The organism is Streptomyces sp. NBC_00091, from assembly GCF_026343185.1.
Taxonomy (GTDB): Bacteria; Actinomycetota; Actinomycetes; order Streptomycetales; family Streptomycetaceae; genus Streptomyces.
Genome location: NZ_JAPEMA010000001.1, coordinates 3,334,720 through 3,352,553, shown reverse-complemented (window position 1 = coordinate 3,352,553; position 17,834 = coordinate 3,334,720). Strand labels below are relative to the sequence as shown.

General features: G+C 71.0%; 16 protein-coding genes and 1 tRNA gene. 6 read left to right on the top strand and 11 right to left on the bottom strand.

Going from position 1 to position 17,834, the window contains the following annotated elements:
- Positions 1–29 precede the first annotated feature (29 nt).
- Positions 30–533 (top strand): GNAT family N-acetyltransferase, encoded by a 504-nt coding sequence (locus OOK34_RS15625; RefSeq protein WP_267034482.1) that lies wholly within the window; start codon positions 30–32, stop codon positions 531–533.
- 70 nt (positions 534–603) lie between these two features.
- On the opposite strand, the gene OOK34_RS15620 is transcribed toward OOK34_RS15625, so the two are convergent.
- From OOK34_RS15620 to OOK34_RS15610, 3 genes are read right to left on the bottom strand one after another with little or no spacing between them, the layout of a single operon-like run.
- Positions 604–1,920 (bottom strand): CoA transferase, encoded by a 1,317-nt coding sequence (locus OOK34_RS15620; protein ID WP_267034481.1) that lies wholly within the window; start codon positions 1,918–1,920, stop codon positions 604–606.
- 56 nt (positions 1,921–1,976) lie between these two features.
- Positions 1,977–2,357 (bottom strand): hypothetical protein, encoded by a 381-nt coding sequence (locus OOK34_RS15615; RefSeq protein WP_267034480.1) that lies wholly within the window; start codon positions 2,355–2,357, stop codon positions 1,977–1,979.
- Complete coding sequence (locus tag OOK34_RS15610; RefSeq protein ID WP_267034479.1) at positions 2,354–2,941, bottom strand: TetR/AcrR family transcriptional regulator; 588 nt, start codon at positions 2,939–2,941, stop codon at positions 2,354–2,356. Before OOK34_RS15610 ends, OOK34_RS15615 begins: the two co-directional genes overlap by 4 nt.
- 92 nt (positions 2,942–3,033) lie before the next feature.
- On the opposite strand from OOK34_RS15610, the gene OOK34_RS15605 reads away from it, so the two are divergent.
- The 3 genes from OOK34_RS15605 (at position 3,034) to OOK34_RS15595 (ending at position 6,695) form a co-directional block, all read left to right on the top strand.
- Positions 3,034–3,912, top strand: a complete 879-nt coding sequence (locus OOK34_RS15605; protein WP_267034478.1) for a YwqG family protein — start codon at positions 3,034–3,036, stop codon at positions 3,910–3,912.
- Between the two features lie 487 nt (positions 3,913–4,399).
- Positions 4,400–5,854, top strand: coding sequence for a S28 family serine protease (locus OOK34_RS15600; RefSeq protein ID WP_267034477.1), 1,455 nt, complete (start codon positions 4,400–4,402; stop codon positions 5,852–5,854).
- Between the two features lie 58 nt (positions 5,855–5,912).
- On the top strand, positions 5,913–6,695 hold the full coding sequence (locus OOK34_RS15595) for a hypothetical protein (protein WP_267034476.1): 783 nt from the start codon (positions 5,913–5,915) through the stop codon (positions 6,693–6,695).
- Here the strand turns inward: OOK34_RS15595 and OOK34_RS15590 are convergent.
- From OOK34_RS15590 to galU, 7 genes are all read right to left on the bottom strand, one after another.
- A tRNA-Ala gene (locus tag OOK34_RS15590) sits at positions 6,677–6,750 on the bottom strand. The genes OOK34_RS15595 and OOK34_RS15590 overlap by 19 nt on opposite strands.
- A 77-nt stretch (positions 6,751–6,827) precedes the next feature.
- Complete coding sequence (locus OOK34_RS15585) at positions 6,828–7,847, bottom strand: hypothetical protein (RefSeq protein WP_267034475.1); 1,020 nt, start codon at positions 7,845–7,847, stop codon at positions 6,828–6,830.
- A 154-nt stretch (positions 7,848–8,001) separates the two neighbouring features.
- Positions 8,002–8,631 carry a GNAT family N-acetyltransferase gene (locus OOK34_RS15580; RefSeq protein WP_267034474.1) on the bottom strand — a complete coding sequence of 210 codons (630 nt, stop codon included), beginning with the start codon at positions 8,629–8,631 and terminating at the stop codon, positions 8,002–8,004.
- Positions 8,632–8,648: 17 nt separating this feature from the next.
- Positions 8,649–9,140, bottom strand: coding sequence for a molybdenum cofactor biosynthesis protein B (locus OOK34_RS15575; protein ID WP_267036754.1), 492 nt, complete (start codon positions 9,138–9,140; stop codon positions 8,649–8,651).
- A 104-nt stretch (positions 9,141–9,244) separates the two neighbouring features.
- Positions 9,245–9,724 (bottom strand): cyclic pyranopterin monophosphate synthase MoaC, encoded by a 480-nt coding sequence (gene moaC, locus OOK34_RS15570; protein WP_267034473.1) that lies wholly within the window; start codon positions 9,722–9,724, stop codon positions 9,245–9,247.
- An 81-nt stretch (positions 9,725–9,805) separates the two neighbouring features.
- Positions 9,806–11,146 (bottom strand): gephyrin-like molybdotransferase Glp, encoded by a 1,341-nt coding sequence (gene glp / locus OOK34_RS15565; RefSeq protein ID WP_267034472.1) that lies wholly within the window; start codon positions 11,144–11,146, stop codon positions 9,806–9,808.
- A 4-nt stretch (positions 11,147–11,150) separates the two neighbouring features.
- Positions 11,151–12,053 (bottom strand): UTP--glucose-1-phosphate uridylyltransferase GalU, encoded by a 903-nt coding sequence (gene galU, locus OOK34_RS15560; RefSeq protein WP_267034471.1) that lies wholly within the window; start codon positions 12,051–12,053, stop codon positions 11,151–11,153.
- Positions 12,054–12,147: 94 nt separating this feature from the next.
- Here galU and OOK34_RS15555 point away from each other — a divergent pair, with 94 nt between their 5' ends.
- Entirely contained in the window at positions 12,148–12,771 is a 624-nt protein-coding gene (locus OOK34_RS15555) for a 5-formyltetrahydrofolate cyclo-ligase (protein WP_267034470.1), read from the top strand.
- Here OOK34_RS15555 and OOK34_RS15550 read toward each other — a convergent pair.
- A complete protein-coding gene (locus OOK34_RS15550) occupies positions 12,768–15,686 on the bottom strand; it encodes a penicillin acylase family protein (protein WP_267034469.1) in 2,919 nt (972 codons plus the stop codon). The two genes, OOK34_RS15555 and OOK34_RS15550, sit on opposite strands and share 4 nt — an antisense overlap.
- A gap of 281 nt (positions 15,687–15,967) precedes the next feature.
- Between OOK34_RS15550 and OOK34_RS15545 the strand changes: the two genes are divergently transcribed.
- Positions 15,968–17,428, top strand: coding sequence for a potassium/proton antiporter (locus OOK34_RS15545; RefSeq protein ID WP_267034468.1), 1,461 nt, complete (start codon positions 15,968–15,970; stop codon positions 17,426–17,428).
- Positions 17,429–17,834 lie beyond the last annotated feature (406 nt).

Genomic DNA, 17,834 nt, shown 5'->3' with positions numbered 1-17,834 from the left:
ATAGCGGGATGCGTCCGTACGATATTCGAATGTCTCACGGTATAAACCTCCGCGCCGTGCCGTACGACCACCCGGACGCGCTGCGGCTCGACGCCCAGGTCCAGGTCGAATACCAGCAGCGCTACGACGGCGAGGGCGACGCCACCTTCCTCGACCCCGCGATGTTCGTCCCGCCGAGCGGCCTCTACCTGGTCGCCTACGACGCCTCCGGCACCCCGGTGGCCAGCGGCGGCTGGCGCGGCCAGGAGAAGAACGAGGAGGGCTACTCGGACGGCGACGCCGAGATCAAGCGGATGTACGTCGTCCCGCAGGCCCGCGGCCTGGGCCTGGCCCGCCGCATCCTGGCGGAGCTGGAGGCCGACGCCCACGCGGCGGGCCGCCGCCGCATGGTCCTCGAAACCGGCGACCAGCAGCCGGAGGCCATCGCCCTCTACCTCTCGTCGGGCTACGCCCTGTCCGAGAAGTTCGGCTACTACCGCTTCTACGAGTCCAGCCGCTGCATGACGAAGCCCCTGCCCGCCCCCTCCTCCTGACGCGCCCCGCGCCCCCGCGCTGCCCGGCCCCGGCGGGCGGGGCGGGGAGCACGCACCCCGCCCCGGGGGGTCACCGGCGCAGCCAGGCGGCTTCGTCCGTGCCCCACCGGGACGGCCCCCGCCCCCAGTCCCCGAGCGGGCCGGCCGCGTACCGCAGCGCCCCGTACCCCGAGGCCGCCTCCCGCAGCCAGGGCTCCGCCGAGTACCCCGGCACTCCCGCCCCCGCCCCCGGGACCTCCCGCACCAGCCACGACGCCGTCCCGGCCAGGGAGAACCGCAGGCCGCAGCCGCCGCCCTCCGCCAGCGCCCTCAGCACACCCGCAGCCACCAGGTAACCCGTCCCGTGGTCCAGCGCCTGCGCCGGCAGCGCCCCCGGGACGCCCCCCTCCCCCGCACACCGCGCGGCGATCCCGTACCCCGCCTGCACCAGTGAGTCGAAGCCCCGCCGCCCCGCCCACGGCCCGCGCCACCCCCACGCGCACAGCTCCGCCACCACCAGCCCCGGCCACCGTTCCAGCAGCTCGTCCGCGCCCAGCCCGAACCGCTCCAGCGCCCCCGGCCGGTAGCCCGTCACCACCACGTCGGCGCCCTCGAGCAGCCCCTCCAGCACGCCCCGGTCCCCCGCGTCCGCGAGGTCCAGCAGCGCGGACCGCTTCCCGAAGCCGGTGTCCGCGTACGCGTCGTCCGCCTCGGGCAGCCGCGGGGAGTCGATCCGCAGCACGTCGGCGCCCATCACCCCCAGCGTCCTGGTCGCGACCGGCCCGGCGATGACCCGGGTCAGGTCCAGTACCCGCACCCCGGCCGCGGGCAGCGCGCCCGGCCCCAGCACCCGGCCGCGCCCTGGCGTCCGTACGCGCTCCACCAGCGGCTGCGGCTCCCCGTACCCCTCCGCGACGGCGACGGCCAGACCGCCCTGCGCGTAGACGAGTTCCTGCGCCTGGACCGCGCCCCGCCCGGCGAGCGCCTCCCGTACCGCCTCCGGGGTCCCGGGCACGCCGAGCGCGCGCACCAGGGCCGCCTCGTGGTGCGGATAGTTGGCGTGAGTGCGCACCCACCCGTCGGCGGCCCGCCAGAACCCCGACAGCGGAGCGAAGCTCACCGGCGCCCTGCCCTCCACCCGCAGGTGCCGCTCACTGACGAACGCCGTGGCCACGGCCCCCTCGTCCACCGCGACCGGAGCCGCGTCCAGCGCGGTGCCCCCGGCCCGTACGGCGGCCAGCTCGGCCGCCGCCAGCCCGCACACCCCGACGCAGGCCCGCGCCAACTCCCGTACCGGCAGGGGACCCTCCAGCCCGCTCGGCCCCCGGTAGCCCACCCGCTCCGCCAACTCGGCCGCCCCTCCAAGGGCTTGCCACGCCTGCGCCGTCGCACCGTCCTGATTCGTCATCCGCCCATTGTGTCGACGGCCCGTCCATGGCTTGGCCGACGGGTCCGGGGCTGCGGCTACGCGGCGCCCGCCGCTGCCAGTGCCGCGACCGGCAGGAGCAGGATCCACTGCGGCAGCCGGAGCAGTGGCCTGGGCCAGCCGACGGACAGCGTGACGACCAGGAAGGCTGCCGCGTACGCGATGAAGTGCCCGGCCACGAACCACGCCACGAGACCTGTCCCCGGCGTACCGTCCGTCAGCGAGAGGCAGGCGAGAGCGACTCCGGAGAGCACCAGGTCGACGCTCACCATGTGCCACACGGCGTGCAGGACCCGCTTGGGTTCGTCCGCGAGCCCGCTGGAGAGCAGCGGGCGCACCACATCGCGGTGCCCGCCGGCGATGTGCACTGCGGCGACGCCGAGCGCGGTGATCCCCGCCGCGAGAAGCCAGCCGTTCATCGGACCTCGATTCCTTTGGCCACGACAGCGGCCAGCAGTGCGGCCAGCTGCGGGTGAGGGTGTTCCCCGATCAGCCCGATGTGGAAGAACACGGCTCCTGCCAGCGTGTCCAGGACCAGGTCCACGGGTGTTTCTGCCGCGATCTCCCCGCGCAGCACGGCGCGTTCGAAGACGACCAGCAGCCGTTCCTTCGACGGGGCCAGGAAGTCGCCGCGGATGCGCGCCTTCAGTTCCGGATCGGCGGCGAAGTCGGCGAGCAGCCCCGGAAGCGCCGCCGCTGCGGCGGGCGCGTGGAACTCGTCGACCAGGCCTTGCACCAGCACGGTCAGATCCCCGGCCAGCGTTCCGGTGTCCGGGGGCGGAGCATCGTCGGTGGTCGTGAAGACGGCCTCGAAGACCAACTCCGGCTTGCCCGGCCACCGCCGGTAGATCGTGTCCTTGCCGACACCGGCCCGCGCGGCCACCGCCCCGATCGACGTCGCGGCGTAGCCGACCTCGACCACCAGCTCTGCGGCCGCGCCGACGATCGCCTCATGCGACCGGGGATCCCTGGGACGCCCCCTGGAGGGCGGAGAGGAGCTCATGACATTTACCATACGGGTCGACCCGTAAGGTAAACAAGGGCCGCGCACGGACGGCCGGCACGATGCGTCACCGGCTGTCAGTGGGGCGGGGCATGATCGAGCGCATGACGTACGGATCCCCCGAAGCCCTGAGCGCCCTCGCCCACCAACACTTGCCCTCCGATGTCGCAGCGCGCTGGGTCGGCCTGCTCCGTCCGGCTGTCCGCTTGGAGACAGCCGCGGCCTCAGACATCGCCGTGGGCCAGATCGGTGGGTTGCCGAAGCTGCCGGCAGAAGTGGAGTGGCCGTCTTGGGAAGGCCATGGGCCGCTTTCGTTCATTGCCTCGGTGGACTGCGCCATGCTGCCCGCGGGCGCGGTGGACATCACGCTCCCGGCCGAGGGAACTCTCTCCTTCTTCTACTTCGATGGTCAGCTGGATGACGGCGAGGCTCTCGTACTGGCCGAGGATCGCGAAAGCCGGGCAGGAGCGCGCGTCCTCTACACAACCGCCGACGAGACGTGTGGTGAGCGTGACGCGCCCGCCGGCCTCAAGCCCTATCCCAGGGTTCCACTGGCCGCCCGGCCGGGTATGACCGCGACCGAGCCCTGGCATCCGCAGGTGCGTGACGCCTTTGCCCCCGGGGCTCCGTTGGGCAACCGGTACGACCATCCGGTGTGCGGGCAGGACTTCCTCGACGCGGTGTGGGAGTTCGGCGACGAGGCGGGCCACCAGATCGGCGGTCATGCCCACTCGATACAGAACCCGGTGGAGATCGAGGTCGCGGAAGCGGTCACGGATGGAGATGTGTCGTGGGGCGACCCGGCTCTCGACAAGGAGATCGGCAATTGGGTGCTGCTCGCTCAGTTCGACAGTGACGATGCCGCCGACATGATGTGGGGCGATGCCGGCGTCCTGTACTGGCTCATCCGCCCACAGGACCTGGCCGAGCGCCGCTTTGACCGAGCCATGTTCACCTGGCAGTGCGGCTGATCAGCACCACGTCTTCGCGCGGATCGTTGGAGGACCCTGATGACACTGGGCAACCACCCGAGGCTCCGCCCGCGTTCGGACATCACCTCGAGCACACCCCGGAACGCCGAAATCCCGCCCGGTCTTTCGACCGGACGGGATTTCGTGACGTCCACGAGAGCTACTCGCGAACTGTCGTCTGTGGGCTGTTCACGAGTGCTGCTGACCTGCACCACCACAGGACGCTGAAGATCGCTTCCCAGTCGGCCAGTGATCGTTTCCCGGAAACGGAATCGCCGCCCGGCGCCCCCACCGCGCCGGCGTGCGAGCGCGAGCGGGCATCTCGCCAAGCCGCCTCCGCCCCGGGCCTGCGGCAGAGGATTGCCGAGGTGAGGTCCGCAGGGGTGCAACAGGGTGGATCTTCTGCCGACGGCGTTGTGGGTTCCGAGTGCACGCGTGTTCGCCCAATACGTTCAGGGCGACTGCTGTGAACCTCGGAGGAGCGTGAATGCGCAGGACCCTCAGATGGCTGCTTACCCTCGTCGTGCTGATCGGCACGGCGGGCGCGGCCGGAGCGACACCAGGAGCGACGACCGCCGCCGCCGAAAGGCCCCCCACCGCCGATATCAAGGACCGCCTCCTCGCGATCCCGGGGATGAGCCTCATCGAGGAGAAGCCGGCTCCCGGCTATCGCTTCTTCGTCCTCAGCTACACGCAGCCGGTGGACCACCGGGATCCCTCCAAGGGCACCTTCCAGCAGCGGCTCAGCGTGCTACACAAGGACACCAGCAGTCCGACGGTGTTCTACACGCGTGGTTACGGCCTTATGCCCGAAGGCGAGGAACCGGCGCCCGAACGCCAGGAGCCGACCCAGATCGTCGATGGCAACCAGGTCACCGTGGAATACCGCTTCTTCACTCCGTCAAGCCCCGATCCGGTCGACTGGACCAAGGCAGGTATCTGGCAGGGCGCAAGCGACCACCATCGGATCCACCAGGCGCTGAAGAAGATCTACGGCAAGAAGTGGATCTCCACGGGCAATTCGAAGAGCGGCATGGTCGCCACCTACTACGAGCGCTTCTACCCGCACGACATGGACGGTGTGGTCGCGTACTCCGCATCCAACGATGCGGTGAACGACGACGACTCGGCGTATGACCGGTTCTTCGCGACGGTAGGCACACAGGAGTGCCGCGACCGGCTGAACGCCATCGAGCGCGAGGCTCTGATCCGCCGAGAGCCGCTGGAGAGGCTGTTGCAGCAGTGGGCCGACACCAACGGCTACAGCTACGACGTCCTCGGCGGCCTTGACCGCGGCTTCGAGGCTGTGGTCAGGGACTTCGCCTGGGTCTTCTGGCAGTACGACCACGAGGCAAACTGCCTCAGCGAGATCCCGGTCGCGGCCACCGCCTCCGACCAGGAACTGTTCGACATCATCGACCTGGTCTCGGGTTGGTTGTACTACACCGACCAGGATCACCTGTTCTACATCCCGTACTACTACCAGGCGGGCACCGAGTTGGGCTGGCCCACCATCCAGAGCCCGCACCTCGCGGGCCTGAACCGGTACAGCTACCCGACCATGCGGGAACAGGTTCCGCGGGACATCCCGATGACGTTCAAGCCCGGGGTGATGCGTGACATGGACGGCTGGATCCGTCGGCATGCCGACCACATGCTCTTCATCTACGGCCAGAACGACCCGTGGGCTGCCGAGAAGTTCCGTCCCGGCAAGGGCTCGCGCGACTCCTACGTCCTCACCGGCCCCGGCGCCAACCACGACATCCTCGTGCCAGATCTGACGGAATCCGACAGGACTCTGGCAACTGCCAAGATCCTGGAGTGGGCGGGCGTCGCCGACGCCGCGGTCCTGGCCGACCCGGCGCAGGCGAAGCCACTGGCGAAGTACGACGCCGCGCTCGACAAGGCGGACTCCGAGCGCGAGCCGAGGCGGCGCCGATAGCAGGTGTGACACCCAAGGGCCCCCGGCTTCAATGGGTCTGGCCCATAGCAGGAACGACGTGACAGTGACCGCCGCTTCGCAGGAAGCGGCGGTCTTGTCATGCGAGGCTGCGGAACGCGTTCGTGCTCTCGCGCGCCGGAGACATCGAGGCTCGTCGGTGCGGACCTATCGGACCTGGCTGCTGCGGGTGCGGGATGCTCTGGCCTGGAGCGAGCGCGGGGAGGCGGCCCCGGCGCGGATGCACGCCGAGGTGAACCCGCATCAGCCCTACACCGCTGGGGAGTTGGCTGGCCTGCGGCACTGGGCTATGCATCTGCCACGGCAGCAGAAGACCGACGCCCTCGGGCTCGGCGCCGGCCTCGGCCTCACGCCGAGGGAGGTGGCGGCCAGCCGGGGCCGGGATCTGCGGCGCCAGCGCCGGGACGGGCCGCTCATGCACACGGCCGTCGACCGCCTGGTCCCGCTCGTCGCCCGCGCCGCCTGGGACACGGTTCTGGGAGAACTCGCGGACCAGGCCGACAGCGGGTACTTGTTCCGCCCGCGTCGGACTACCGAGTACTCGAAGAACCTGATCGGCTCCTGGTCCCTTTCTCACCGGCCGCCGGACGGGTTGCCCGCTGTGTCGGCGGGCAGATCGCGGGTGACGTGGATCGTCGAGCTGATGCGCGCCCACATCGATCACCATCTGATCGCCCAAGCCGATGGGCCCCGCCCGCGTTCGGACATCCGAACACACCCCACAAACGCCGAGATCCCGCCCAGCCTTTCGGCTGAACGGGATCTCGTGACGATCCTCGAGAGCGACTCGAGAACTGTCGTCTGTGGACCTGTGGGGATTTGAACCCCAGACCCCCTCGATGCGAACGAGGTGCGCTACCAGACTGCGCCACAGGCCCTTGCGACGTGTGAAACATTAGCATCCCCGCGCGGGTGCTCCAAAACGGGTTGTCGGAGCGTCCGCGCAGGTCACCGATCACTCGTTCGCGGCGCGCGGGCGGTCTTCGCTCTCGTACTGGTCGAAGAGCGGGGTGCGGCCGAGATCGCGGCCCCGGGGGCGGGGCGGGGCTGCCTGCTGCTTGGGATCCGGCTTCGGAGGGGCCGGCTGGGCGCGCAGGCGGGGTTCCGTCGGCTCGGCGGTGCTGGAGCGGGTCGCGCTCCAGCTGTCCGGGGCCGCCGGGCCGGTGGCGCGGGGCGCGACCGGGGCCGTGACGTACGTCGGCAGCGGGACCGGCACCGGCTCCCAGCTGTCGCCGCGCGCCGGGCCGCGCTCACGCTCGCGCTGCTGGTCCACCCACTCGGCGTGGTCGGTCTGCTCGACGAGCGCACGGCGCCCGGCTTCCTGCGGGGAGACCGGCGGCGCGGGGTCCGGTTCGGCGCCGACGGCGGCCTCCGGCTGCTCGCGGTGGCGCTGCGCGCGGTTCTCGCGGAGGCTGCGGGCGGCCGCCTCGGCGCGGCGCCGGTCCATCGTGAACTCGTAGCGCCGCCGCTCCTGGACCCGCAGGTGCACGATGTAGGCGCTCAGCAGCAGGGCCGGCACGGCCGGGGCCCACAGGTAGCGGAACCCGCCGACGGCCGCGGCGACCGCGCCGCCGCTGAAGACGAGGAAGAGGAGCGCCGTGGTGCGCCGGCGGCGCGCGAGCACCTGGAGGCGCTGCTGGCGCCGGACCCGCTCGGCCTCGGCCGACCTCGGCTCGGTTCTGGTCGGGGGCACGCCGATGGCCCGGGCGTCGGCGTCCACGGAATTAACCGTTTCCGTCGCCGCGTCCGGGTCTGCCTGGGGCTGGGCCTCCGCCTGTTCTTCACCGCGCTCACGCAGCCCCTTGGCGTAACGGCGCTCCATTCCCGCCCGGCCGGAAAGCAGCCGGATGGCGGTGGAGAAGCGTTCCGTCGGACGCGCTTCGTTCAGCTCGTCCTGCCTCCGGAGCCACATGGGCACCAAGTAGGCGGCCCAGGCCCCGACAATGACTGCGTAGATGAGGCCGCTGCTGCTCACACCTCACACCGTAGAGGGGCGCGGCCGAGGGGATCAGCCAATTGAGCCGGTGTGTCGCACGATCCGGCTGATATCACGGACTTTTTTTGTGATTCTTCGGATCAGGTTATGGGCGAATCGGCCAGAAATTCGAACGCTTTTGCGATTACCTGCTTTACGCGGACGCCGGCGGCGGGCTTTCCGGCTTGCGCGTCCGCGTCCGCGTCCGGTGCCAGCGGCGCAGCAGCCCCTGCGGGACCTCCTCCGCCGTGAGCGCGAAGACCAGGTGGTCGCGCCACGCCCCGTCGATATGTAGATAACGCGGCCGCAGCCCCTCCTCACGGAAGCCGAGCTTCTCCACGACTCGGCGGCTGGGGCCGTTCTCGGGGCGGATGCACACCTCGATCCGGTGCAGTCCGACCTTCCCGAAGCAGTGGTCGACGGCGAGCGCGACCGCCGTCGGCATCACCCCGCGGCCCGCCACGTCGCGGTCCACCCAGTAGCCCACATGGGCGGCGCACATCGAGCCCCAGGTGATCCCGGCGACCGTGAGCTGGCCGACCAGGCGCCCCTGGTACTCGATGACGAAGGGCAGCATCCGGCCCGCGTTCGCCTCCGCCCGCAGGTGGCGGACCATCTGCCGGTACGTGGGCCGGTGGATCACCGGCCCCCACGGCGCGGGCGGCGGGATCGTGGCCTCCCACGGCCGCAGCCAGTCGCGGTTGCGGCGGTTGACCTCGCGCCAGGCGCGCTGGTCCCGCAGCTTTATCGGCCGGAGCGTGACATCGCCGTCCACCAGTACCACCGGCCAGGAGGGGCCGTTCAGCTCGGGCTCCCGGGCGCCGCGTCAGGTCTGGGGTGGTCGCCGCCCCGGATCTGGTCGACGGCGTGCGGAAGGATCCGGGACAGCACCGCCAGGCCGTCCTTCACCCCGCCCGTGGAACCGGGCAGGTTCACGATCAGGGTGCGGCCGGCCACGCCCGCCAGGCCCCGCGACAGGGCCGCGGTCGCCACCTTGGCCAGGCCCTCCGCGCGGATGGCCTGCGGGATGCCCGGGATCTCGTAGTCCAGCACCCGCGCGGTGGCGTCCGGGGTCCGGTCCGTCGGCGAGATGCCGGTGCCGCCGGTGGTCAGGATGACGTCGTAGCCGGCGGCCACGCCCTCGCGCAGCGCCTGCTCGACCGGATCGCCGTCGGGGACGACGCGCGGGCCGTCCACCGCGAAGCCCAGCTTCTGCAGCGCCTCCGCGAGCAGCGGGCCGCCCTTGTCGGCGTACACGCCCTGCGAGGCGCGGTTCGAGGCGGTGACGACCAGGCCGCGCGGTACGGGGGCCGCGGCGGCGGGCCGCTCCGGTCCCCGGTCCTCGCCGGCGGCCGGCGGCAGGTGGTGGCTGTGCACCTCGCCGCCGCGCGGGGCGTTCACGCGCGGGTCCAGTCGCCGGACTTACCGCCGGTCTTCTCCTCCACCCGGACGTCGGTGATGACCGCGCCCTTGTCGACGGCCTTCACCATGTCGATCACGGTGAGGCCGGCGACGGCGACCGCGGTCAGCGCCTCCATCTCGACGCCCGTGCGGTCGGTGGTCTTGACGGTGGCGAGGATCTCGACGGCGTCGTCGGCGACCTTGAGGTCCACCTTCACCCCGGAGACCGCCAGCGGGTGGCAGAGCGGGATCAGGTCGGGGGTCTTCTTGGCCCCCATGATCCCGGCGATCCGCGCGGTGGCGAGGGCGTCGCCCTTCGGCACGCCCTCGCCGCGCAGCAGCTCGATCACCCGGGGCGAGACGAGGACGCGTCCGCTGGCGCGCGCCGTCCGGGTGGTCACGTCCTTCTCCGAGACGTCGACCATCCGGGCCGCGCCGGCCTCGTCGATGTGCGTCAGCCTGCTCTGCGTACTCATATCTGCGTGCCGCTCCCGCTCCGGGCCCCCTGGAGCCGTGGGGCCTGTGTGGTGCAACACGCTACCCGCACCGGCGGGTCCTCAGCCGAGCAGGATCACTTCCAGCTCGGTCCCGGGCTCCACCGAGGTGACGTCCTCCGGTACGACGATCAGCGAGTCGGCGTGCGCCAGCGCGGCGATCAGGTGAGAGCCGGATCCGCCGACCGGGCTGACGGTGCCCGTCTCGGCGTCGTACCGGCCGCGGAGGAACTGGCGGCGGGCGGCCGGGGAGCCGAGCGGCTTGTCGGCCTCCAGCACGGCGCGCACGCTCGGCCGGCTGACCTCGGACTTCGGCAGGCCCATGAGCGCCCGGATCGCGGGACGCACGAACAGCTCGAAGGAGACGTAGGAGGACACCGGGTTGCCGGGCAGGGCCATCAGCGGGGTGTGGTCGGGGCCGACGGTCCCGAAGCCCTGCGGCTTGCCGGGCTGCATGGCGAGCTTGCGGAAGTCGACGCCGCCGGACGCCTCCCCCTCGCCGCCGGACGCCGCGGCGGTCAGGGCCTCCTTCACCACGTCGTACGCGCCGACGCTGACCCCGCCCGTGGTGACCAGCAGGTCGGCCCGGATCAGCTGGTCCTCGATGGTGGCGCGCAGGGTGTCGGCGTCGTCGGCGACCGCGCCGACGCGGTAGGCGATGGCGCCGGCGTCGCGGGCGGCGGCGGCCAGCGCGAAGCTGTTGGAGTCGTAGATCGTGCCGGCGGCCAGCGCCTCACCCGGCTGGACCAGTTCGCTGCCGGTGGACAGGACGACCACGCGCGGGCGCGGCCGGACCCGGACCGTGCCGCGGCCGATGGCCGCCAGCAGCGCGATCTGCGGCGGGCCGAGGACCGTGCCGGCGGCCAGCGCCAGGTCGCCGGCCTGTACGTCGCTTCCGCGCGCGCGGACGTGCGCCCGGGCCTCGGCCGCGCGGTGGACCCGTACCTCGCCGCCCGCGCCCTCGGGCGCCGCGCTGGCCGGGGTCATCCCGGAGGCGGCGCCGCCGCCGGTGCCGCCGTCGGTCCACTCGACCGGTACGACGGCTTCCGCGCCGGGCGGCAGCGGGGCGCCGGTCATGATGCGGGCGGCCTGGCCGGGGCCGACGGTGGGCAGTTCGCCGCTGCCCGCCGCCACGTCGCCGATGACGGCGAGCACCGCGGGGAACTCCTCGCTCGCACCCTGGACGTCGGCCGTGCGGACGGCGTACCCGTCCATGGAGCTGTTGTCGAAGGGCGGGAGGGCGACGGGCACGGTGACGTCCTCGACCAGGACACAGCCCTGGGCGTCCAGCAGCTGGAGTTCGATGGGCTCCAGCGGCCGGACGGTGGTGAGGACGTCCGCGAGGTGCTCGTCCACCGACCACAGACGGTGGTGGCCGGTGTCGTGCGGTGCGGAACTGCTCAAGGTGCTACATCTCCTCCGTGACGTAACGGTGAAGCCAGGTGCGGAAGTCCGGGCCCAGGTCCTCACGTTCGCACGCGAGTCGGACGATGGCCCGCAGGTAGTCCCCCCGGTCCCCGGTGTCGTAGCGGCGGCCGCGGAAGACCACGCCGTGCACCGGGCCGCCCACGCTCTCGTCGGCGGCCAGCTTCTGCAGGGCGTCGGTGAGCTGGATCTCTCCACCGCGGCCCGGCTCGGTCTCCCGCAGTATGCCGAAGATCGCCGGGTGCAGGACATAGCGTCCGATGACCGCGTAGTTGCTGGGCGCCTCCGCCGGCTCCGGCTTCTCGACGAGCCCGGTGATCCGGACGACGTCCTCCTCGTCGGTGGGCTCGATCGCGGCGCAGCCGTAGAGGTGGACGCTGGAGGGGTCGACCTCCATCAGCGCGATGACCGTGCCGCCGGTGCGCGCGTGGACGTCGACCATCTGCCGCAGCAGCGGGTCGCGCGGGTCGATGAGGTCGTCGCCGAGCAGGACGGCGAAGGGCTCGCTGCCCACGTGCGGCTCGGCGCACAGGACGGCGTGGCCGAGGCCGCGGGGGTCGCCCTGGCGGACGTAGTGCATGGTGGCCAGGTCGCTGGACTCCTGGACCTTCTTCAGGCGGTCGTCGTCCCCCTTGGCGATCAGCGCCGACTCGAGCTCGTAGTTCCGGTCGAAGTGGTCCTCGAGCGGTCGCTTGTTACGCCCTGTGATCATCAGCACGTCGTCCAGACCGGCCGAGACGGCCTCTTCGACCACGTACTGGATCGCCGGCTTGTCAACGACCGGAAGCATTTCCTTGGGGGTCGCCTTGGTCGCCGGAAGGAACCGAGTGCCGAGACCCGCTGCGGGGATGACGGCCTTCTTGATCACTGGGTGCGACTGAGTCATGGGCAGAACGATAGTGGGTCACACCGTGCGTCCAGCGAGGCTCTGGGCAATACGCCCGACTTGCTCCGAATATGAAAGGGATTGTGACTCAACTGTGGTAAAGAAACTGCCCGGGAATCACCCCTTCCCGCCCGAAAAGACATCCCTGCGCCGGGAGCTCCTCGCCGCCCGCCGCGCCCTGTCCCCCGAGGCCCGCGCTACGGCGGCCCGCGCGCTCTCCCGCTCCGCCCTGGCCCTGCCCGAGCTGGCCGGTGCTCGCACGGTCGCGGCGTACGTCTCCGTCGGCGCCGAACCGGGCACCCGCGAACTGCTCGACGCCCTACGGGCCGCCGGCAAGCGCGTGCTGCTGCCCCTGTTGCTGCCCGACAACGACCTCGACTGGGCCGAGTACGAGGGCCCGGGCAGCCTCGCCGAAGCCGCGCACCCGGGGAAGATGCGGCTGCTGGAGCCCGCCGGCGCGCCGCTCGGCCCGGAGGCGGTGACCGGCGCCGACGCCGTGCTGCTGCCCGGGCTCGCGGTGGACGGGCGCGGGATGCGGCTCGGCCGCGGCGGAGGCTCGTACGACCGGGTGCTGGCGCGGCTGGAGCGCGCCGGCGCGCATCCGGCGCTGGTGGTGCTCCTCTACGACGAAGAGGTGGTCGCGCGGGTCCCGGAGGAACCGCACGACCACCCCGTCCAGGCGGTGGCCACCCCGTCGGGGGTGGTGCGCTTCGGCTAGTTCGAGCCGGCCGGCTTGAGCGTCAGGGTATCGACCGTCGACTTGTCGACAGCGTCCTTTCCGAAGGGCCAGTCCAGCAGTTCACCCTTGGCCCACAGCGCCGTCTGGTCCGTGTACGCGCTGTCGTACGCGTGGCCCGAGGCGCCGGTCAGGTTGATCCAGCGGGACTTGTCCAGGTCGCCGAGGTTGACGACCATCCGCATCGACGGCACCCAGGTGACCTCGTACCCGCTGGAGGCGTTCCAGCCGGTGGCATTGACGGTGGCCTCGCCGCCGCCCACGTTCCAGGGGCCTCGGTTGAGGAGCCACTGCATGAAGCCCGGGCCCTCCTTGCCGATGGTCTGGTTCTTCAGCGTCAGCTGGTGCAGCCGGCCCCAGCTCCAGGTCGACTGGTCCTTGCCGAGCTTGGCGGTGAGCTCCCAGCGGGCGTCCTCCATGGCCCGGGCGAAGAGCTCGTCGCGGGTGGTGATCGGCTTGTCGTGGACGGTCTTCGGGGTGGCCTTCCACCACTGCGACTTCTCGTCCTTGACCAGGCGGCGGACCACCTCGAACCAGCGGTCGCCGCCGTCCGGCTGAGCCGAGTCGGGACCGCGCGTACCGCACTCGCGGACCGTCTTGGCGAGGTCGTCGTTCGGGCCGGTGCTCTCCTCGCGGACGTTCATGCAGCTGCCCTCGACCCGCAGCTCCTTCGGCATCTTGTCGCCGAAGGCCAGCTTGAGGATGTTGCGCCAGACCGCGTTGAAGTACGCGGCCGCCGCCGAATCGGGCTCCTGCGTGTAGTTCCAGCCCTCCAGCAGCTTCTGCGCCGAGCGCACGTCCGGGTCCGAGACCTGGATCTTGGCCAGCATCGGGGTCAGCAGCGCGGCGATCTCGCTGCTGTTGTCCATCTGCATGGTCCGCATGTCATCGGTGGAGATCTTGCCGTTGTCCTTGGTCTTCGCCTCGATGAGGTCGTTGATCCGCTGGCTGCGGGCCCCGTATCCCCAGTCGGTGGTCAGCACGTACGGGTACTTGCCCGCGCCGGTGCCGGACTCGGTGACGGCCTGGTTGGCGGTGACGATGTAGCCGCGCGCCGGGTTCAGCTCCCAGGGCATCTCGTTCTGCGGGATGTAGCCGGCGTTGCCGTCCCGGCCGCCCTTCCAGGTGTACTTGGGGTCCCAGCCGGGCGCCGGCAGGCGGCCGTCGCCCTGGTTGCGGACGGGGATGCGGCCCGGGGCCTGGTAGCCGATGTTGCCGTTGGCGCCCTTGTTGTCGGCGTAGATCAGGTTCTGCGACGGGACCTCGAAGTCGGCGGCCGCGGCGCGGAAGCTGTTGAAGTCCTTGGCCCGGTCGAGCTTGAACACCGCGTCCATCGACTTGCCGGGGTCCAGCGCGGTCCAGCGCAGGGCGACGGCGTAGCCGTTGCCGCGGTCGGGGGCCGAGCTGGGGACGGGGGCGCGGGAGCCGACGGTCTCGAGCTCGTCGCTGCGGTCGGAGATCAGCGGTCCGTTGTTGGTGGTGCGGACGGTGATCGTCTTGCTCTTGCCGCCCGCGACCTTGATCTCCTCTTCACGGGTGGTGAAGGGGACGACCTTGTTGTCGTAGACGTAGCCCTCGGGCCTGACCTGCTCGAGGTAGAGGTCGGTGACGTCGGCGCCGAGGTTGGTCATGCCCCAGGCGATGTCGGCGTTGTGGCCGATGACCACACCGGGCATGCCGGAGAAGGTGTAGCCGGCCACGTCGTACTGGCACTGGGGCGAGGCGGCGCGGCAGTGCAGGCCCATCTGGTACCAGACCGAGGGCAGCTGCGGGGAGAGGTGCGGGTCGTTCGCGAGGAGCGGCTTGCCGGTGGTCGTGTACTGGCCCGAGACGACCCAGGAGTTCGAACCGATGCCGCTGCCGTTGGGGCCGAGGATGGCCGGGATCTCGTCCAGGGTCTTGGCGAGGGAGCCGAGCTGCGTGCGCAGGCCCACGGTCGCGCCCTGGGCGGTGGCGTTGTCGGCGAGGCCGGTGGGGGTGGCCGTGCTGCCGCCGTTGGGGGCGGTCTGCGAGCCGGTGCCGGTGCCGGTGGCCGTGCCGGTGCCCGCACCCGTGTTCGCACCGGCGCCGGCTCCCGTGCCGGTGCCAGTACCGGTGCCCTTGCCCGTGCCGGTCGAGCCGGCGCCGGGGGTGCCCTGGGGCGCGTACTTGCCGCCCGCGACGGTGCCGCCCTCGACGATCGGCTTGTTCCGGTCGAAGGGGTACGGCGGGTAGAGCTCGTCGATCTGCGCCTGCGAGAGCTTGTTCGTCATCAGCGAGCGGTCGATCTCGTCCTGCATGTTGCCGCGCAGGTCCCAGGCCATCGCCTTGAGCCAGGCCACCGAGTCCACCGGCGACCACCGCTCGGGCTGGTAGCTGTCGCTCAGCTTGAGGGCGGCGTGCTCGACGGAGAGGTCCTTGCCGGACTTCCCCTTCAGGTACGCGTTGACCCCGTCGGCGTAGGCCTGGAGGTACTTCTTCGTCTCGGGCGAGAGCTTCTTGTCGTACTCCTCCTGCGCGACGTGGCGCCAGCCGAGCGTACGCAGGAAGGCGTCGGTCTCGACCTGGCCGGAGCCGAACATCTCCGACAGGCGGCCGGAGGTCATGTGGCGGCGTACGTCCATCTCCCAGAACCGGTCCTGCGCGTGCACGAAGCCCTGCGCGCGGAAGAGGTCCTCGTCGTTGTCGGCGTAGAGCTGCGGAATGCCGTGCTCGTCGCGCTTGACGTCGACGGTCCCGGTCAGGCCGGGGACCTTGAGGGAGCCGGTGGTCTGCGGGAAGGAGGCGCGCACGGTGTCCACGCTCCAGTACGCGCCGTAGCCGAGGCCCGCCAAGAGCGCCAGGACCATGACGAGCACGATCAGGCGTGCGCGTCGTCCCTTCTTCTTGGCGGAAGGTCCGGATTCATTGGCGGGCATCGCTGTCCTTAGAGGGGCAGGGTGGTCCTGGGAGTACTGGGAGCAACCATAGGCGCAGGACCGCCTTCGTTGATCCGGCAGGGGTCGAGGTCCGTAGGACAGGCGGGAACAGGCGTTTCACAATGTGGTTATCGCGTAAAGAGTCCGTCAAAGATTAGGTAAGGTAACGAAGTACTTGCCGAATGCGCCGCCGGAGGAACGATCCGCCAGGAGCGCTCTGAGGAAAGGGCCGCCCGCTGACTGTCCACACGCTCAATGAGCTACTGCTGGTCTGCTCGCTCGTGCTGCTCGTCGCGGTCGCGGCGGTGCGCGTCTCCTCACGCAGCGGCCTCCCCAGCCTGCTCATCTACCTCGGCATAGGCATAGCGATAGGCCAGGACGGCATCGGCAACGTCGTATTCGACAACGCCGAGCTGACGCAGGTCATCGGTTATGCCGCGCTCGTCGTCATCCTCGCCGAGGGCGGTCTGGGCACCAAGTGGAAAGAGATCAAGCCGGCACTGCCGGCCGCGGTCGTCCTGTCGCTGGTCGGCGTCGCGGTCAGCGTGGGCGTGACGGCGGCGGGCGCGCACTACCTGGTCGGGCTGGAGTGGCGCCAGGCGCTGCTGATCGGCGCGGTCGTCTCCTCGACCGACGCGGCGGCCGTCTTCTCCGTGCTGCGCAAGGTCCCGCTGCCCTCGCGGGTGACGGGCGTGCTGGAGGCGGAGTCCGGCTTCAACGACGCCCCGGTCGTCATCCTGGTGGTGGCCTTCGCGGCGGTCGGACCGGTGGACGAGTGGTACATGCTGGTCGGCAAGATCGCGCTGGAGCTGGCGATCGGCGCCGCGATCGGCCTGACGGTGGGCTTCCTGGGGGCGTACGGACTGCGGCACGTGGCGCTGCCCGCCTCGGGCCTGTACCCGATCGCGGTGATGGCGATAGCCGTGACGGCGTACGCGGCCGGCGCCATGGCGCACGGCTCCGGCTTCCTCGCGGTGTACCTGGCGGCGATGGTGCTGGGGAACGCGAAGCTGCCGCACTGGCCGGCCACGCGCGGGTTCGCGGACGGGCTCGGCTGGATCGCGCAGATCGGCATGTTCGTGCTGCTGGGCCTGCTGGTCACCCCGCACGAGCTGGTGCACGACTTCTGGCCCGCCGTGATCATCGGGCTGGTGCTGACGATGGTGGCGCGGCCGCTGGAGGTCTTCGTCAGCCTGCTGCCCTTCCGGATCCCGTGGCAGGAGCAGGCCCTGATGTCGTGGGCCGGCCTGCGCGGCGCCGTGCCCATCATCCTGGCGACGATCCCCATGGTGACCGGGATCGAGGGCAGCGACCGGGTCTTCAACATCGTCTTCGTGCTCGTGGTCGTCTACACGCTGGTGCAGGGGCCGACCCTGCCGTGGCTGGCGCGCAAGCTGAACCTCCGCGACACCGACGAGGCCGCCGCGGACCTCGGGATCGAGTCGGCGCCGCTGGAGAAGCTGCGCGGACACCTGCTGTCCTTCGCGATCCCGCCCGCCTCGCGGATGCACGGCGTCGAGGTCGGCGAGCTGCGGCTGCCGGCGGGGGCGTCGGTGACGCTGGTGGTGCGGGACGCGAAGAGCTTCGTACCGGCGCCGTCGACCGTGCTGCGCCGGGGGGACGAGCTGCTGGTGGTGGCCACGGATCCGGTGCGGGACGCGGCGGAGGCCCGGCTGCGGGCGGTGGCGCGCGGCGGCAAGCTGGCGGGGTGGCTGGGCACCGGTGGCGGAACGTCGCTCTAGGTGTCGGAGAGTGCCTGGATCTGCGCTGGAACTGAGCTGGAACCGCGCCGGAACCGCGCTGGAATGATCATTTCCGGTTAGAGCGGCATTCTAATTCGGCCATTTTCGCTGGTGTGTGACCGGACTTGCCCCCATTTCAGGCGAAAGGGAATGCGAAGTTCCAGTTAATCGCAGGTGAAGACATGCCCTGTCGCCGTAATCACAGGGCGTGGTAGTGGATCCCCCTGTACGATGAAGGCACACCACATCGAACCAACTCTGCCTGACGCAGAGCTGGCGCGACCGCAAAGCGGCCGTGGCACCCTCCCGCAGTGGGCGCCCAGGTATCACTCGGTTCTGCGCAAGAGGACAGCTCTCGGGGCTCCCACATGTACGGGTGCGGTCGCTCACAAGGCGGCCCACCGTC

Bases quoted from the DNA above. Each gene is read 5' to 3' on its own strand.
- OOK34_RS15615 (WP_267034480.1), bottom strand. From the start codon at position 2,357: ATGAACGGCTGGCTTCTCGCGGCGGGGATCACCGCGCTCGGCGTCGCC.
- moaC (WP_267034473.1), bottom strand. From the start codon at position 9,724: ATGAGTACGCAGAGCAGGCTGACGCACATCGACGAGGCCGGCGCGGCC.
- OOK34_RS15600 (WP_267034477.1), top strand. From the start codon at position 4,400: ATGCGCAGGACCCTCAGATGGCTGCTTACCCTCGTCGTGCTGATCGGC.
- OOK34_RS15625 (WP_267034482.1), top strand. From the start codon at position 30: ATGTCTCACGGTATAAACCTCCGCGCCGTGCCGTACGACCACCCGGAC.
- galU (WP_267034471.1), bottom strand. From the start codon at position 12,053: ATGACTCAGTCGCACCCAGTGATCAAGAAGGCCGTCATCCCCGCAGCG.
- OOK34_RS15610 (WP_267034479.1), bottom strand. From the start codon at position 2,941: ATGAGCTCCTCTCCGCCCTCCAGGGGGCGTCCCAGGGATCCCCGGTCG.
- OOK34_RS15620 (WP_267034481.1), bottom strand. From the start codon at position 1,920: ATGACGAATCAGGACGGTGCGACGGCGCAGGCGTGGCAAGCCCTTGGA.
- OOK34_RS15605 (WP_267034478.1), top strand. From the start codon at position 3,034: ATGATCGAGCGCATGACGTACGGATCCCCCGAAGCCCTGAGCGCCCTC.
- OOK34_RS15550 (WP_267034469.1), bottom strand. From the start codon at position 15,686: ATGCCCGCCAATGAATCCGGACCTTCCGCCAAGAAGAAGGGACGACGC.